General features: G+C 64.9%; 15 protein-coding genes and 1 tRNA gene. 14 read left to right on the forward strand and 2 right to left on the reverse strand.

Annotated elements, in window-relative coordinates:
* Positions 1–116 precede the first annotated feature (116 nt).
* Positions 117–1,358: an efflux RND transporter periplasmic adaptor subunit gene (locus tag FXB38_RS03580; RefSeq protein ID WP_148749396.1), complete on the reverse strand. Its 1,242-nt coding sequence runs from the start codon at positions 1,356–1,358 to the stop codon at positions 117–119.
* Positions 1,359–1,559: 201 nt separating this feature from the next.
* Between FXB38_RS03580 and FXB38_RS03585 the strand changes: the two genes are divergently transcribed.
* Together FXB38_RS03585 and rnz are read left to right on the forward strand one after the other, a co-directional pair.
* Positions 1,560–2,162: a TetR/AcrR family transcriptional regulator gene (locus FXB38_RS03585; RefSeq protein ID WP_148749397.1), complete on the forward strand. Its 603-nt coding sequence runs from the start codon at positions 1,560–1,562 to the stop codon at positions 2,160–2,162.
* Positions 2,163–2,208: 46 nt separating this feature from the next.
* Entirely contained in the window at positions 2,209–3,114 is a 906-nt protein-coding gene (rnz, locus tag FXB38_RS03590; RefSeq protein WP_148749398.1) for a ribonuclease Z, read from the forward strand.
* Positions 3,115–3,130: 16 nt separating this feature from the next.
* Here the strand turns inward: rnz and FXB38_RS03595 are convergent, their stop codons facing one another.
* Entirely contained in the window at positions 3,131–3,979 is an 849-nt protein-coding gene (locus tag FXB38_RS03595) for an IclR family transcriptional regulator (protein ID WP_148749399.1), read from the reverse strand.
* A gap of 139 nt (positions 3,980–4,118) precedes the next feature.
* Here FXB38_RS03595 and FXB38_RS03600 point away from each other — a divergent pair, with 139 nt between their 5' ends.
* From FXB38_RS03600 to FXB38_RS03655, 12 genes are all read left to right on the forward strand, one after another.
* Positions 4,119–5,039, forward strand: a complete 921-nt coding sequence (locus tag FXB38_RS03600) for a dihydrodipicolinate synthase family protein (protein WP_187434646.1) — start codon at positions 4,119–4,121, stop codon at positions 5,037–5,039.
* A 27-nt stretch (positions 5,040–5,066) separates the two neighbouring features.
* Positions 5,067–6,206, forward strand: coding sequence for a four-carbon acid sugar kinase family protein (locus tag FXB38_RS03605; protein ID WP_148749400.1), 1,140 nt, complete (start codon positions 5,067–5,069; stop codon positions 6,204–6,206).
* The gene (pdxA, locus tag FXB38_RS03610; protein WP_148749401.1) at positions 6,203–7,240 is read left to right on the forward strand and encodes a 4-hydroxythreonine-4-phosphate dehydrogenase PdxA; all 1,038 of its coding nucleotides are present in this window, start codon (positions 6,203–6,205) and stop codon (positions 7,238–7,240) included. Before FXB38_RS03605 ends, pdxA begins: the two co-directional genes overlap by 4 nt.
* 13 nt (positions 7,241–7,253) lie before the next feature.
* Positions 7,254–8,384, forward strand: coding sequence for an iron-containing alcohol dehydrogenase (locus FXB38_RS03615; RefSeq protein ID WP_246229641.1), 1,131 nt, complete (start codon positions 7,254–7,256; stop codon positions 8,382–8,384).
* A gap of 66 nt (positions 8,385–8,450) precedes the next feature.
* Positions 8,451–9,422: a Bug family tripartite tricarboxylate transporter substrate binding protein gene (locus tag FXB38_RS03620; protein ID WP_148749403.1), complete on the forward strand. Its 972-nt coding sequence runs from the start codon at positions 8,451–8,453 to the stop codon at positions 9,420–9,422.
* 178 nt (positions 9,423–9,600) lie between these two features.
* Positions 9,601–9,674, forward strand: a tRNA-Gln gene (locus FXB38_RS03625).
* Positions 9,675–9,829: 155 nt separating this feature from the next.
* Positions 9,830–10,195: a DUF1428 domain-containing protein gene (locus FXB38_RS03630; protein ID WP_187434633.1), complete on the forward strand. Its 366-nt coding sequence runs from the start codon at positions 9,830–9,832 to the stop codon at positions 10,193–10,195.
* Between the two features lie 397 nt (positions 10,196–10,592).
* Positions 10,593–11,846 carry an ABC transporter substrate-binding protein gene (locus FXB38_RS03635; RefSeq protein ID WP_148749405.1) on the forward strand — a complete coding sequence of 418 codons (1,254 nt, stop codon included), beginning with the start codon at positions 10,593–10,595 and terminating at the stop codon, positions 11,844–11,846.
* A 67-nt stretch (positions 11,847–11,913) separates the two neighbouring features.
* Complete coding sequence (locus FXB38_RS03640; RefSeq protein WP_148749406.1) at positions 11,914–12,777, forward strand: branched-chain amino acid ABC transporter permease; 864 nt, start codon at positions 11,914–11,916, stop codon at positions 12,775–12,777.
* A 27-nt stretch (positions 12,778–12,804) separates the two neighbouring features.
* Positions 12,805–13,776: a branched-chain amino acid ABC transporter permease gene (locus FXB38_RS03645; protein ID WP_148749407.1), complete on the forward strand. Its 972-nt coding sequence runs from the start codon at positions 12,805–12,807 to the stop codon at positions 13,774–13,776.
* On the forward strand, positions 13,766–14,533 hold the full coding sequence (locus tag FXB38_RS03650; RefSeq protein WP_148749408.1) for an ABC transporter ATP-binding protein: 768 nt from the start codon (positions 13,766–13,768) through the stop codon (positions 14,531–14,533). The genes FXB38_RS03645 and FXB38_RS03650 overlap by 11 nt, the downstream gene beginning before the upstream one ends.
* A complete protein-coding gene (locus FXB38_RS03655; RefSeq protein ID WP_148749409.1) occupies positions 14,530–15,249 on the forward strand; it encodes an ABC transporter ATP-binding protein in 720 nt (239 codons plus the stop codon). Before FXB38_RS03650 ends, FXB38_RS03655 begins: the two co-directional genes overlap by 4 nt.
* The last annotated feature ends 14 nt before the right edge of the window (positions 15,250–15,263 follow it).

Consider the following 15,263-nt stretch of genomic DNA (forward strand, 5'->3'; position numbering starts at 1 on the left):
CCCGCGAACCCGGAATCCAGAGGCGAAGTGATCGGAGTCTCGTAACTGCCGGATTCTCAGGTGCGCAATTGCGCACCCTAGTTCGTGCTATGTGCGCACCGGAATGACGGAGAACACTAGCGTTGCACCACGTCCTGGTTGCTGTGGTTAGAGGCCTGCTGCCCGCGCGCGCCCATTGTCGCCACCTCGGTCTTGAGGAGAGCGCCGGGACGCACGCGCTGCAGGCCGTTGACGACGATGCGATCGCCGGTCTTCAAGCCCGTTGTCACGATGCGCAGTCCGTCGACCGAGCCGCCCAGCGTGATCGACCGGTAGGCCGCACGGCTGTCGTCGCCAACCGCCATCACGAACTTCTTGTCCTGGTCGGTGCCGATCGCGCGCTCGTCGATCATGACCAGCGACTGCTGCTTCGGCTGGCCCATGCGCACGCGGGCGAACTGGCCGGGGATGAGACGCCCGTCTTCGTTCTGGAACACGGCGCGGACACGGATGGTGCCGCTCTGGCCGTTGACCTGGTTGTCAATCAGCTGGATATGGCCCTTGGCCGAGAGGCCGCCGGAGGTCGCCATCTCGACAGGGATCTGATCGAGATTGCCGCGCTTGCCGGAGGCATCGGCGATCGAGTTCAACGCCCGCAGCACAACCTCTTCATCCGCATCGAACGAGGCGTAGATCGGATTGACCGAGACAAGCGACGTCAGGACCGGAGAGGCGGTGCCGGCGGCGACGAGATTGCCGACCGTGATCTCGAACTTGCCGACGCGGCCGTCCACGGGCGCCCGCACCTCGGTGTAGTCGAGATTGAGCTTGGCGGTCTGCAGCGTCGCTTCGGCCGCCTTCACATTGGCAATGGCTTCGCGATTGGCGTTGTCGCGCTGGTCGTAGTCGCGCCGCGTGACGACAGCGTTGCCGACCAGCTGTGCGCCGCGCTCAAGCTCGCTCTGGGTGAAGACCACGCGCGCCTTCGCGGCCTCGAGCTGTGCGTTGGCTTTGTCGACCTCGGCCTCGTAAGGCGCCGGATCGATCTTGAACAGGACGTCACCGGCCTTCACCAGCGCGCCCTCGGTAAAATTGGTCGACAGGATCGCGCCGGCGACGCGCGGCCGAAGCTCGACACGGTTGATGGCCTCGAGCCGGCCGGAGAAATCGTCCCACAGCACGGTCTGCCGCGGCTCGATCATCGCGACAGTCACGGGGACGGCTTGCTCGGTGGCGGCGGCCGTTGCGGTCGCTTGTGCTGCATGAAAGTAATGGCCGGTCGCAATCGAGCCGGCTGCGGCGAGGGCGCCCACGATGGCAACGCCGCCAACAAGACGGCGGAGGCGGCCGGGGCGAGGGGTATTTTCGGACGGGGGCATTTGCGCGCTCCAGATATGTAGTGTTCGCTACAGATGTGGAGCTGGATATCGCAGCGCAAGATACTTATGTACCATTCACTAAGAAAATTGTAGCCCCTTACCGCAAGAATGGGACGGCGGAAGAGAAAATAAAGCGAGAACAATTAGATAGGATCAGGCGTTAGGTTCAGGGACGGCGCCGATACCGAGGAGAACAGGCACATGGGCATGGGACGCCCCCGCGAATTCGACGCCGAACTGGCGTTGGATCAGGCGATGGAAGTGTTTTGGCGCCATGGCTATGAGGGCGCCACGATTGCCCAGCTCACGGAGGCCATGGGTATCAACCCGCCGAGCCTCTATGCCTGCTTCGGCAACAAGGAAGGCCTGCTCAAGGCCGCGCTCGACCGCTACACCAAATTGCGCAACGTCTGGATGGACGGGGTCGTCGCGGCGCCGACCGCCCGAGACGTCGCCGAGCGGATGCTGATGGGCATCGCCGAGAAGCAGACCGATCCGGCCAATCCGCCCGGCTGTCTCCTGGTGCAAGGCGGCGTTGCCTGCGGCACCGGCTCCGAGAACGTCCCGTTCGAGCTCGCTGCCCGCCGCGCCCAGAACGAAGACCAGCTCCGCGACCGTTTTGTGCGCGCCAAGGCCGAAGGCGATCTCAAGCCGACGTCGGATCCAGCGGCACTCGCGCGATATGTGTCGGCCGTGTCGGTCGGTATGGGCGTGATGGCATCTTCGGGCTCCGACTGCGAGGCGTTGCGGCAGGTCGCGACCGTGGCGGTGCAGGCGGTTGAGGCGCAGTCGGAGCGCAGGTAAGGCTCCCAAAGGGGATAAGCCCTGCGACCTCGCACAAGAGCACGCAATGTTCGCCCTGACATTTCTCGGGACCTCGGCCAGCGTTCCATCCGCAGAGCGCAACCATCCGGCGCTTCTGCTGGAGGCCGCGGGCCAGCGCATGCTGATCGATTGCGGCGAGGGCACGCAGCGACAGTTGCTGCGAAGCGGCGCCGGCTTCCGGCGGCTCGATCGCATTTTGCTGACGCACGGACATCTCGACCATGTGCTCGGCATCCCCGGCCTGTTCTCGACATTGGGGCTGCGGCAGACCTCCGATGTGATGACCATCCATGGCGGGCCGGGCACGCTCGATATCGTCATCCGCATGCTCGCAGGCCTGTGGGGCGAGGGCCGGGCGCCGATCGCAATAGAGTTCGCGCCGCTCTCTGAAGGGCATGTCGTCGACGCCGGCGACTTCACCATCAACTGTTTTCCGGTCCGTCATCGCGACACCGACAGTTTCGGCTTCGTTTTCCAAAGCCCTGCGCGCCGCCATCTCTTGTCCGATCGCCTCTCTGCGCTCGGTGTGCCCGATGGTCCCATGCGCGGCGAGCTTGCCGCGGGTCGGCCGATCATGATCGAAGGTGGCCGGACGATCGATCCGGAGGATGTCCTGGGTCCGCCGAGTGGCGGCAACAAGCTGGTCGTGATCGGCGACACCGAGGCCACCGAGGGGCTATCAAGACATGCCGCGGATGCGGACCTGCTGGTGATCGAGGCGACGTTCCTGGATCGGGATGCGCCGACCGCGCGGGACTACGGCCATCTCACCGCTGCGGAGGCGGCTCGGTTCGCGGCTGCGAGCAATGTTCGGCAGCTCGTGCTGACCCATCTGTCAGGCCGCTATGAGGACGGAGAGATCCTGGCCGAGGCGGCAAAGATCTTTCCGAACGTCAGGATTGCCGCAGACTTCGATCGTATCGCTGTTTAGGCAGTGCATTGCGCGCTCAGCTCAACAGGCCCGACTTGATCGTGATATCCTGCACCGTGCTCGTCAGCCGCATCAGCTTCGGCAGCGCCTGATCGCGAAAGGTCGGCATGTCCATGCGCATCGCATCCACGGTGACGCTCAGTCCGGCAATCACAAAACCCTGCGCGTCCAGGATTGGCATCGCCAGCGTGCGCAGGCCATAGGCGTTCTCGCCGTCGGAGACGGCATAGCCCTTCTTCTTCACCTGATCGAGCCGGGCGAGCAGGGCGTCGAGATCGGTCAGCGTTCGCTCCGACAGCTTGACGCGGGGCCGTGACTCCAGCCGCTCGATCTGCTCGTTGCGCTGAAGATGCGCCAGCATGGCATGTCCGAGCGCGGCGCTATAGGCGGGGATGCGCGTGCCCGGCCGACGATCCATCTTGTGGCGGTCGAGGCCGGCGCCGACACGCGCGAGATAGATCACATCGCCACCATCGAGGATGCCGAGCGAGGCCGCATCGCCGACCTCGGGCACGAGGTCGCGCAGCAAGGGCTCGACGATGGTGCGCAACGATCCGTGCGACAGCACGGTGTAGCCGAGGTCGAGGCAGGCCACGCCGAGACGGAACCGGCGGCTCTGCGGTACCGCCTGGAGATAACCGAGCTCGATCAGGGTCTGGATCAGCCGGAACGCTGTGCCGCGATCGAGATCGGCGCGTGCGGCAACTTCACTCAGCGTCAGCTCGAACGCCTCGCTGGTGAAGCTCTTGAGCACGGCGAAGGCTTTGCCTACGGACGCGACATGATTCTTGGGATTTTTATTCTTGGGATTTTTCGGTGTAGCTTCCGGTGCGCGTTTCGCCGCCTTCTTTTCGACCTTGGCCATGCCCGTACGCCCTGCGATGACGGCCACAGCCCTTGACGCGGCGGCAGCCTGATCTTACCAACGGGTCAGATTATAACAAATGTTCGCATTCCGAACAACATCGATCTGACGATCGGAGGAAGCTTTGTCGACATCATCGCTGCACCCCCAGTCCTTGCACCCACATGGCGTGTTCTCCGCCGCGTTGACGCCGCTCGATGCCGAGCTCGTGCCCGATCATGCGCGCTTTGTCGCGCATTGCCGCTACCTGCTGGACGAAGGCTGTGATGCCATCGCGATGCTCGGCACCACGGGGGAGGCGAACTCCTTCTCGGTCTCCGAGCGCACCACGCTGCTGGAGGCCGTGATCGCCGGCGGCATCAAGCCGAAACAGCTGCTGCCGGGCACCGGCGTCGCCGCGTTCACCGACACCATCGCCTTAACGCGCCATGCGCTGTCGCTCGGCGTCGATACCGTGGTGATGCTGCCGCCGTTCTACTACAAGAACGTTAGCGATGACGGCGTCTATGCCGCCTATAGCGAGATCATCCAGCGCATCGGCGACAAGCGCCTCAGGATCGTGCTCTATCACATCCCGCAGATGTCGATGCAGCCGATCTCGCACGCGCTGATCGAGCGGCTGCGAGCGGCCTATCCGTCGACCATCGCCGGCATCAAGGATTCCTCGGGCGACTTCGCCAACATGACCGCGATGGTCGATCGGTTCCCGGGCTTTTCGGTACTGACCGGCGCCGACCCGCTGCTGCTCCCGCTGCTGCGCAAGGGCGGCGCGGGCTGCATCACCGCGACCTCGAACCTCGTCGCGCGCGATCTCGCCTATGTCTTCAAGCATTTCCGCGACAGCGACGACGACGCAAGCCTTGCAGCTGCACAGGCGCGCATCGTGAACGCGCGTGAGCTGGTCTCGCGCTTCGCGCAGATGCCCTCCCTGAAGGCGCTGATGGCCGAGCGCACCGGTCACGCCGGCTGGCAGCGCCTGCGGCCGCCGCTGGAGACCTTGCCGGCAGCTCAATTGAAAGAGCTGCTCGCGAATGCCGCGGCATTCGCGACGGCCGCTTAAGGCGGGCGCGAGCGGCGAGGCGATCCGATGTCCGAGTCTTTCCAGGACGCGCTGACCGGGCTCACCGCCATCCGCCTGCTTGCCGACGACCTGACCGGCGCGCTCGACACCGCGGCGGAGTTCTTCGGCCTGTGCGGACCGTTCGACGTCATCTGGGAGGATACGCCCGCGGCGTCAGGCTCCCCGAGCCTCGCGATCGACAGCGGCACCCGCGAACGTTCGAAAGCCGAAAGCGTCGCGATCGTCGCCCGGCTGGCGCCGCTGCTTCGCGACGGCACGATTGCCTACAAGAAGGTCGATAGCCTGCTCCGTGGCGCCTGGGCGGCCGAGCTCGGCGCCTGCCTGAGCACTGGTCACTGGGCATCATGCGTGGTCGCGCCTGCCTTCGGCTATCAGGGACGCCGCACCGTCGATGCCCAGCAATATGCGCGCATGATGGACGGCGACTGGCATCGCGTCGGCGACAATCTGCTGGACCAGTTGAGACAGGATGGCATCGAGGCGCAGCGCGGCAGCGCCGACACGCTGGCGCAAGGCGGTGTTCAGGTCTTCGATGCTGGAACCGACCTCGATCTCGATCGCGTCGTCGAGCTGGCGCGGCGGATGCCCGGGCCGGTGCTGTGGTGCGGAAGCGGCGGGCTGGCCGGTGCACTCGCGCGTGGCCACCGCGCAGATGCACTTTCGAAATTCAAGCGGCCGGTGCTGGGCCTGTTCGGCTCGGACCAAGCCGCCACCGCATCCCAGCTGGATGCATGTGGCGACGCTGCTGTTGCGCTCGCCGAAGGTGACGGCAGTGCGCTCGTTCAGCGCAAGCTGGCCGAGCGCGGCGTGGCGTTGGTGAAATTCTCGCTTGCCGAAGGATTGTCGCGCGCCGATGCCGCGCAACGGATCGCGCGCGAGCTGACGGCGCTGGTCGCGGAGCTCGATCCGCCTGGAACCCTGATCGTTGCTGGCGGAGAGACGCTGAAGGCCGTATGCCTTGCACTCGGCGCGCACGCGCTGCAGGTGACAGGGCGGATCGTGCCGGGCTTGCCGCGCTCGACGCTGCAAGGCGGCCGCTGGGCCGGCGTCGATGTGATCTCGAAATCCGGAGCGTTCGGCGGGCGCGATCTCTGGCGCGATCTGCTCCGGGACAATCATTTGCTCAATATGGGGAGCCCGACATGACCTCTCGTCATCTTGTCATCACCATGGGCGATCCCGCCGGGATCGGGCCGGAGATCATCATCAAGGCCTGTGTGGGATTGAAGGATCGGATCGCGAGTGGCGATCTGCGTCTGCTGATCATCGGCAGCGGCGCTGCGCTGGACGGCGCGAAGGCCGCGCTCGGTGCCAATGTTGCGATCCCGCAAGTCACGGCCGACGATCGCGGCTGGCCCAACCTCTGCTACCTGCAAGCCGACGCCGAGGGCGACCCGATCAGGCCAGGTGTGCTCAGCGCCGATGGCGGCCGCTTTGCCTACAAGGCGATCGAGCAGGGCGTGCGCCTGACGCAGGCGGGCCGGACCGGAGCCATCGTCACGGCGCCGCTCAACAAGGAAGCTCTCAACAAGGCCGGCTATCACTTTCCGGGGCACACCGAGATGCTGGCGCATCTCACCGGCGTGCGCGGCTCGGTGATGCTGCTGGCCCACGGCAACATGCGCGTCAGCCATGTTTCGACCCATGTGGCGCTGGAGGACGTGCCGAAGCGTCTGACACCGGAGCGGCTGCGCATGGTGATCGATCTCACCAATGATGCGCTGCTGCGGCTCGGCATCGCCAGGCCCAAGATCGCGATCGCGGCGCTCAATCCGCATGCCGGCGAGGGCGGCCTGTTCGGCCGGCAGGACATCGACGTCTCTGCGCCGACGATCGCGAAAGCGGTCGCCGACGGTCTCGACGTCGTCGGTCCTGTGCCCGGCGACACCATCTTCGTCAAGCTGCGCGCCGGCCAGTACGATGCGGTGGTCGCGATGTATCACGACCAGGGGCACATCCCGGTCAAGCTGCTCGGCTTCCAGGTCGATCCCGCCACCGGTCGCTGGCAGGAACTCTCCGGCGTCAACATCACGCTGGGCCTGCCGATCATCCGCACCTCCGTCGATCACGGCACCGCTTTCGACATTGCCGGCAAGGGCATCGCCAACGAGCACAGTCTGATCGAAGCCATCGACTATGCCGAGCGTCTCGCCGCCGGCGCCGCCGCTTCCAGGTCCTGAGATCGAGCCCTCCATGACCAACGCCTTCACGCCCATCGAAATTCTCCGCCCCACCATCCTGGAGTTCGGCAACGGCACGATCACTGCAGCAGCGCGCTTCGCCGAGCGGATCGGTGCCAAGCGGCCGATGGTGGTCTCCGATCCCTTCAATGCGCGTCGCGTCGACACGCTGGCCCTGCCGGGCGCAGTCAAAGTGTTCGGCGACGTCAAGCCCGAGCCGGACCTGCCCAATCTCGAGAAGGCGGTCGCGATGGCGCGCGACGTCAAGCCCGATCTCGTCGTCGGCTTCGGCGGCGGCAGCGCAATGGATATCGCCAAGCTGGTCGCCGTGCTCTGCACCAGTGATGTCGCCTTTGCCGACATCGTCGGGCCGGAGAAGGTCGCGGGCCGCAGCGTCGCGCTGATGCAGATTCCGACCACGTCGGGCACCGGCAGCGAGGCCGGCACCCGCGCGCTGGTTACCGATCCCGTCAGCCAGAACAAGCAGGCGGTGCAGAGCCGCTTCATGCTGGCCGATATCGCCATCGTCGACCCCGACCTGACGATGACCGTGCCGAAGGAGATCACTGCAGCCACCGGCGTCGATGCGCTGGCGCACTGCGTCGAAGCCTATACCAGCCGCAAGGCGCATCCGACGATCGACCTCTATGCGCTCGAAGGCGCGCGGCTGGTCGGCCGCTATCTCAAGCGCTCGGTCGCCGATGGCAGTGATCGCGAGGCGCGCGCCGGTCTGTCGCTGGCCTCGCTCTATGGCGGCTATTGTCTCGGGCCGGTGAACACCACCGCCGGACACGCAGTGGCCTATCCGCTCGGCACACGGCATCACATTGCCCACGGGCTCGCCTGCGCCGTGATCTTCCCGCACACGCTGGCGTTCAACATGCCGGCGGTCGAGGCGAAGACGGTCGCGGTGCTTGGAGCGCTCGGTCTGCCGGAGCAGAACGATCCCAAGCTTGCGTTCGATGCGACCTATGCGTTCTGCAAAAATCTCGGCGTCGAGATGCGGCTGTCGGCGCTCGGCGTGCCCAGGAATGATCTCGGTGTGATGGCCGACGAGGCGCACGCCATTCGCCGGCTGCTCGACAACAATCCGCGCGATCTGAGCCGGGATGCGATCCTGAGCATGTACGAGGTCGGGTTCTAGCTAGCTATCTCCGCCGCGCGCCCGCGGCAACTCAACAACAATACTGTAAAAGGTGAGGAAACTTCGATGAGATCGATGTGGCTTGGTCTTGCTTCGGCAATTCTGCTGGCGATGTCCCCGGCGAGTGCGCAGGACGGCTATCCGTCCAAGCAGGTGAGCGTGATCGTGCCCTTTGCCGCCGGCGGCACCGCGGACATCTTTGCGCGCATGGTGTCGAACCATCTGCAGATGAAGCTAGGCAAGCCGTTCGTGGTTGAGAATGTCGGCGGCGCCGGCTCGATCCTTGGCGTGACGCGGCTGGCAAAGTCGGCCCCCGACGGCATCACACTCGGGCTTGCCAGCACGTCGGCGCTCGCGATCAATCCGTCACTGTACGGGCCGAAGCTCAGTTATCAGCCGGACAGGGACCTGGCGCCGGTCGCCCAGATCAGCGTCGTGCCCAACGTGCTCGTCATCAACCCCAGCAAGATCGCGGCGCGGACCGTGCCGGAGCTGATCGCCTATCTGAAGGCGAACCCGGACAAGGTCTCGTTCGGCTCGGCCGGCGTCGGCACCTCGCAGCATCTCGCCGGCGAGCTGTTTCAGCAGATGACCGGCACCAGGATGGTGCACGTGCCCTACAAGGGCTCGAGCCAGATGCTGACCGACCTGTTGAGCGGCCAGATCGATCTCGCCTTCGACAACGTGCCGCTGCTGCTGCCGCAGGTGAAGACCGGTCAGCTTGCGATGCTTGCTACCGCAACGCCGAAGCGCGCTGCCTTCGATCCGGAAGTGCCGGCCGTGGCCGAATTCCTCCCCGGCTTCGAGGCGGTCGCCTGGCACGGCTTCTTCGTTCCGGCCAGCACGCCAAAGCCGATCGTCGAAAAGCTCTCGGCCGAGATCCGCGCCTACATGCAGCAGCCGGAGACGGTGCAGAAGATGGCCGAGCTCGGCGCCACCGCAGTCGCGGTCGATTCCGAGCCGTTCGCGGCCTACATCGCCTCCGAGACGGAGCGGTGGAAGAAGGTGATCGAGGCTGCGAATATCAAGGTGGAGTAGGGGCGGGGCGCGTGCTTGAAGCTGTGGCGGCTGCGCTTGATCCGTTCACAGCCGCGCTTGCCAGCCTAGGGCTGAGCAGGTAGAAGGCTGCCACGCCTGAGCCGCGATTTGCGCCAAACGCGCTTCCGGCCGCTGTCGGACAAATCGGTAAGACCTTGAATTTGTTCGGCTATTCCGTTGGGGAATGGTGTAACGGTAGCACAACAGACTCTGACTCTGTTTGTCTTGGTTCGAATCCAGGTTCCCCAGCCAATTCCAGGCGCTCCCACAAAGTCTGAATTGCCTCTGATCCGATGACCCGCGGCGGCGCGGCTCGCGACGGTTTGCCTCATCCCGACATTGCCAGCGCCGGTCGGATCGGGGCACATCCGATCGTCCTTGGGACGTATAACCCAAGGAGATCCGTGATGCCCTATGTCGATGGTTTCGTGCTGGCCGTGGCGAAGGACAAGATCGAGGCCTACAAGGCGCTGGCCCGAACGGCTTGCGCGGTGTGGATGGAGCACGGTGCGCTCGACTACGTCGAATGTATCGGTGACGACGTGCCTTACGGCCAGCTCACGTCCTTTCCCCGCGCGGTGATGGCAACGGAGGATGAGATCGTCGTGTTTTCGTGGATCGTCTACCGCGACCGGGCGACTCGCGATGCCGTCAACGCCAAGGTGATGGCCGATCCGCGGCTCAAGGCCGCCGACATGCCGTTCGACGGCAAGCGCATGATCTATGGCGGCTTCACGACGTTGCTTCAGGCGTTGGTCGAGCGTGCTTCGTAGGGTGGGTTAGCCTTGCGGCCGCGCGAAGCGCAGTCCGCTGGCGTAACCCACCTCTTTCGTGTCCGCGGAAATAGACGTGGTGGGTTACGCCGAGCGGTTTGCGCTTCGCGCAATCCGCGGGGCTAATCCATCCTAGAGATCTGCGCAGCCGCAAGACAGCGATGATAGTCACTCCGGTTGTTATCCCTGCACCGAACGACGCCAGACCGAATGCGGGAAGCAGCGTGCGTGATCGCTGCTCCCTTATCCAGCATCGTCGCAATTCGTTTCACCTTGCCGGTGTCCGGCTGGCATGCCATCCTCTCGTCGCCAAGTATAAATCAAACGGAAGCGGGGCGCCTCGCCCACGCTTTCCAAAAAATCTTGGTTGGGGAAACCCTTTGGGAGGTCTGATCTCATGACATTGAAGCATGTCACGGGGCTGCTTTGCGCGGCCGCGATGTCCCTTGCGTTCGCGGCCGGCGCGCGCGCCGAGGACAAGGTGGTCAAGATCGGCGTGATCATGCCGATGTCCGGCGGCACCGCCTCGATCGGCGCGCACGCCAAGGCGGCGCTCGAAGTCGCCATGGACATCATCAACAACGCCCATCCCGAGCTTGGCAATTTGCCGCTGGCGAAGAACGCAGGCCTTGCCGGCCTCGGCGGCGCCAGGATAGAGGCGGTCTTCGCCGACAACCAGGGCAACCCGGCGACGGGGCAGAACCAGGCGCTGCGCCTGATCACGGAAGACAAGGTCGCGGCCGTGTTCGGCTCGTATCAGTCCGGAGTGACGCTGACATCGAGCGCTATCGCCGAGAAATACGGCATTCCCTTCCTGAATTCGGAATCGGTCGCCGCCAATCTCACCGAGCGCGGTTTCAAATGGTTCTTCCGCACCACGCCGATTGCGACGGACTTCGCCAAGATCTACACCGACTTCCTCGCCGACATGAAGGCGACCGGCGCGAAGACCGACGCGATCGCGCTGGTCCATGACAACACCGAATACGGCACCTCGGTCGCCAACACGATCAGCGCCGCCTTTAAGGAGAAGGGACAGCCGGTCGCGCTCGACGTCGCCTATCCCGTCAATGCGACCGATTTGCAGGGGCAGGTGCTCCAGCTCAAGGATAAGAAGCCCGACGTGATCATCATGATCAGCTACACGTCGGATGCGATCCTGTTCGCCAAGACCATGCAGTCGCTCGACTACAAGCCGGCGATCCTGCTTGCCGACGATGCCGGCTATTCCGACCCCTCCTTCATCAAGGCGGTCGGCAAGATCTCGCAAGGCGTGTTCAACCGCTCGTCCTGGGTCGTCGGACCGCCGGGCTCGGTGTCGGCCGTCATCGCCGACATGTACAAGAAGAAGAGCGGTGAGGAGATGGATGACACGGTTGCCCGCCAGATGCAGGGCTTCTTCGTGCTGGCCGACGCCATCGACCGCGCCGGCTCGACCGACCCGGCAAAAGTCCAGGCCACTCTGAAGGCGACGGACCTGAAGGCCGACCAGCTCATGATCGGCTACAAGGGCGTCAAGTTCGACGACAAGGGCCAGAACATCCTGGCGTCCGGCGCCATCATCCAGCTTCAGGACGGCGAGAACTACGTCTCGGTGTGGCCGAAGGCGAATGCGGAAAAGCCGCCGGCGCTGCCCTACAAGGGCTGGTGAGGTTTTTTAAAGGCGGGGCCGCGCGCCCCGTCTGTCCTAATATGATCTGATCAGAGCAACGCGGCTGATGTCCTTTGTCCTCGTGCAGGTGATTGTCGGCGGCCTTCTGCTTGGCGCTGTCTATGCCCTGTTTTCCTCCGGCCTCACGCTGGTGTGGGGCATGATGAACATCGTCAATTTCGCGCATGGCGATTTCGTCATGCTCGGCATGTATGTCGCCTACGTAGTTTATACGTTGATGGGCGGCGGGCCGATCCTCGGTGCGCCGCTGGCAACGCTCGTTCTCGCAACCGTCGGCGTCGTCGTCTACTTCGCCCTGATCCGCGACATCATGAAGGGGCCGATGCTGGCGCAGATTCTCGGCACCTTTGGGCTCGCGCTCCTGCTGCGCTATTCCGTGTTCTGGTGGTTCGGCGCCAATTTCTTGTCGATGCCGCAGAACATCGTCGGCGGCACCTATGGGTTTGCAGGCCTGCGCATCGAGGCCTCGCGGCTGTTGGCCGGCGTGGTCGCGCTGCTGGTGACGCTCGGCCTGCATCTGTTGCTGACGCGCACCTCGCTCGGCTCGAAAATGCTGGCGGTGGCGGAGGATCAGACTGCGGCGCAGCTGATGGGGATCAGGCCCGACGCCATGCAGGCGATCGCCTGGGCGATCGCGGCCGGCGCCACGGGGCTTGCCGGCGCGCTGATCGCGAATTTCTTCTACATCGTGCCGACGGTCGGCGAGACGCTCGGCATCGTCGCCTTCGTCACGGTCTCGCTCGGCGGTTTTGGCAGCGTGCCCGGTGCGCTCGTCGCGGGTCTTCTGATCGGCGTGATCGAGTCGCTCTCCGGCTATCTGATCGGTGCGGTCTACAAGGACATCATCGTCTATGTCATGTTCCTGCTCTTCCTCTGGTTCAGGCCACAAGGCTTAATGGGCAAGACCTGATGGAGAAGTCCTGATGGGGAAGATGTGATGCGGCGCCTGATCTGGCTCTCGGTCGTCGCAGCGATTGCGATCGCCTATCCGTTGCTGTTGTCCTCGCCGTTCCAGCAGCGCCTCGGTGCGCTGGTGCTGCTCTACGCGATTGCAGCGTCGGCCTGGAACATCGTCGGCGGCTATGCCGGCCAGGTCTCGGTCGGCCATGTCGTGTTCTTCGGCTGCGGGGCCTATGCCGCGATGGGGTCCTACGCCAAGTTCGGCCTGTCGCCGCTGTTCGGCGTTCCCGGCGGCATCGTGATTGCGGTGGGGCTCGCCGCGATCATCGGCGTGCCGACGCTGCGGCTGTCGGGGCACTACTTCAGCATGGCGACGATCGCAGTCGCCGAGACGATGCGGTTGATCGTCACCAACACCGACTGGCTGGGTGCGGCGGTCGGCCTCTCGGGCCCGACCGTACCGCGCAACATCTTCGATCTCTCGTTCCTGTCGTCGCTGCCGTATTACTATCTCTTCCTCGTCATCCTCGCGGTTACGCTGTTCATCACCTGGTGGATGACCAACAGCCGGATGGGCTTTTACCTGCGCGCGATCAAGGATTCTGAGCGCGCCGCGCGCTCGCTCGGCGCCCCCGCGAGCCGCACCAAGCTTTACGCCTACATGCTGAGCGCCGCGTTCACCAGCGTCGCCGGCGCGCTCTATGCGATGATGTTCGGCTTTGTCGACCCCGAGTCAGGCCTCGGCATCCTGATCTCGGTGAAAATCCTGATCATGGCGGCGCTGGGCGGGGCAGGGCTGCTGTTCGGGCCATTGGTGGGTGCGGCGATCCTGGTGCCGCTGGAGGAGATCTCCAATAGCTGGCTCGGCGGCAGGGGCGCAGGCCTCACCTTCGTGCTCTATGGCGCGATCATCGTGCTGATCGCGCGATTCCAGCCCGGTGGTCTGCTCAGCCTGTTCACGCGACGCAGGAAACCAACATCCGACACGGGAGCAAGCCATGCTCCTTGAGGCGCGCGACATCACAAAAGCGTTCGGCAGCTTCAAGGCGGTGGACGATGCCTCTGTGACATTGGAGCAGGGCGATATTCTCGGCCTGATCGGCCCGAACGGCGCGGGCAAATCCACCTTCTTCAATTGCCTGACCGGCGATCTCAAGACCACCTCCGGCCGCGTCCTGCTCGAGGGACGCGATATCACCGACGTCACGCCGGAGCTGCGCGCCGGGCTCGGGCTTGCGCGCACCTTCCAGGTGCCGCAGACCTTTGAAGGCATGACCGTGCTCGAGAACGTCATGATCGGCGCCTTCCTGCGCACCGCGCATCGCAAGGAGGCCGAGACCAAGGCGCGCGCCGTGCTGGAGCGCGTCGGCATGAGCCGGCTTGCGGATGCACCGGCGCGCTCGCTCGGCACGCCGGGCCGCAAGCGGCTGGAGATCGCCCGCGCGCTCGCGACCGAGCCAAAAGTGCTGCTGCTCGATGAGGCCATGGCCGGCCTCAACGCGCATGAGGTGAAGCTCGCGATCGATCTCGTCCGCGAGATCCATCGTTCCGGCATCACGCTCGTCATCGTCGAGCATATCATGGAGGTGATCATGTCGCTCGCGAGCCGCGTCATGGTGTTTCACCAGGGCAAGGAGATCGCCCGCGGGTCGCCGCGTGAGGTCACCTCGAACCCGGCTGTGATCGAGGCCTATCTCGGCAAGCGCGCGGCGAAGGCCGCCGCCGGCCGCACGCCGGCCGAGCTGATGGGCGGGCCGGACCTATGAGCGGACCGTTGCTCAGGATCGAGCATCTCGAGGTGCGCTACGGCGACTTGATTGGTGTCTCCGACGTCTCGCTGGAGGTGCCCGAGGGCAGCGTCGTCGCGCTGCTCGGCTCCAACGGCGGCGGCAAGACCACGACGCTGAATGCGATCGCCGGCCTCATCCCGATGCATTCAGGCACGATCAGCTTTCGCGGCGAGGACATCGCCGGCCAGAAGGCTTTTGCGATCGTGCGCAAGGGGCTGGCGTTGTCGCCGGAGGGCTGGCGGCTGTTCGTGCAGCAGAGCGTCGAGAACAATCTCATGCTCGGCGCGACGCCGCTGCACGACAAATCGCGCCAGGCCGCGCTGCTCGAGCGCGTCTACGAGATCTTCCCGCGGCTGAAGGAACGCCGCAACCAGCGCGCCGGCACCATGTCCGGCGGCGAGCGGCAGATGCTTGCGGTCGGCCGCGCCCTGATGAGCGATCCGAAGCTCCTGATGCTGGACGAGCCCTCGCTCGGCCTCGCGCCGGCGGTGGTCGAGTCCATGTACGAAACGTTTGGTCGCCTGCATGGCGAAGGCCTGACCATCCTGCTCGCCGAGCAGTCGATCGAGCTCGCACTGGAGGTCTCGGACTTCGCGACCGTGCTCCAGGTCGGCAAGAGCGTGCTGTCCGGCACCGCGGCAGCCTTGGCCGAGGATCCGCAGGTGCAGAAGGCCTATCTCGGGGTCGGGTGACCGATCTCGGCTTG

It is taken from the genome of Bradyrhizobium cytisi (assembly GCF_008123515.1).
In the GTDB taxonomy this organism is placed as follows: domain Bacteria; phylum Pseudomonadota; class Alphaproteobacteria; order Rhizobiales; family Xanthobacteraceae; genus Bradyrhizobium; species Bradyrhizobium cytisi.

Bases quoted from the DNA above. Each gene is read 5' to 3' on its own strand.
- rnz (WP_148749398.1), top strand. From the start codon at position 2,209: ATGTTCGCCCTGACATTTCTCGGGACCTCGGCCAGCGTTCCATCCGCA.
- FXB38_RS03650 (WP_148749408.1), top strand. From the start codon at position 13,766: ATGCTCCTTGAGGCGCGCGACATCACAAAAGCGTTCGGCAGCTTCAAG.
- FXB38_RS03630 (WP_187434633.1), top strand. From the start codon at position 9,830: ATGCCCTATGTCGATGGTTTCGTGCTGGCCGTGGCGAAGGACAAGATC.
- FXB38_RS03645 (WP_148749407.1), top strand. From the start codon at position 12,805: ATGCGGCGCCTGATCTGGCTCTCGGTCGTCGCAGCGATTGCGATCGCC.
- FXB38_RS03595 (WP_148749399.1), bottom strand. From the start codon at position 3,979: ATGGCCAAGGTCGAAAAGAAGGCGGCGAAACGCGCACCGGAAGCTACA.
- FXB38_RS03655 (WP_148749409.1), top strand. From the start codon at position 14,530: ATGAGCGGACCGTTGCTCAGGATCGAGCATCTCGAGGTGCGCTACGGC.
- FXB38_RS03615 (WP_246229641.1), top strand. From the start codon at position 7,254: ATGACCAACGCCTTCACGCCCATCGAAATTCTCCGCCCCACCATCCTG.
- FXB38_RS03635 (WP_148749405.1), top strand. From the start codon at position 10,593: ATGACATTGAAGCATGTCACGGGGCTGCTTTGCGCGGCCGCGATGTCC.
- FXB38_RS03585 (WP_148749397.1), top strand. From the start codon at position 1,560: ATGGGCATGGGACGCCCCCGCGAATTCGACGCCGAACTGGCGTTGGAT.
- FXB38_RS03620 (WP_148749403.1), top strand. From the start codon at position 8,451: ATGAGATCGATGTGGCTTGGTCTTGCTTCGGCAATTCTGCTGGCGATG.
- pdxA (WP_148749401.1), top strand. From the start codon at position 6,203: ATGACCTCTCGTCATCTTGTCATCACCATGGGCGATCCCGCCGGGATC.
- FXB38_RS03640 (WP_148749406.1), top strand. From the start codon at position 11,914: ATGTCCTTTGTCCTCGTGCAGGTGATTGTCGGCGGCCTTCTGCTTGGC.
- FXB38_RS03580 (WP_148749396.1), bottom strand. From the start codon at position 1,358: ATGCCCCCGTCCGAAAATACCCCTCGCCCCGGCCGCCTCCGCCGTCTT.
- FXB38_RS03605 (WP_148749400.1), top strand. From the start codon at position 5,067: ATGTCCGAGTCTTTCCAGGACGCGCTGACCGGGCTCACCGCCATCCGC.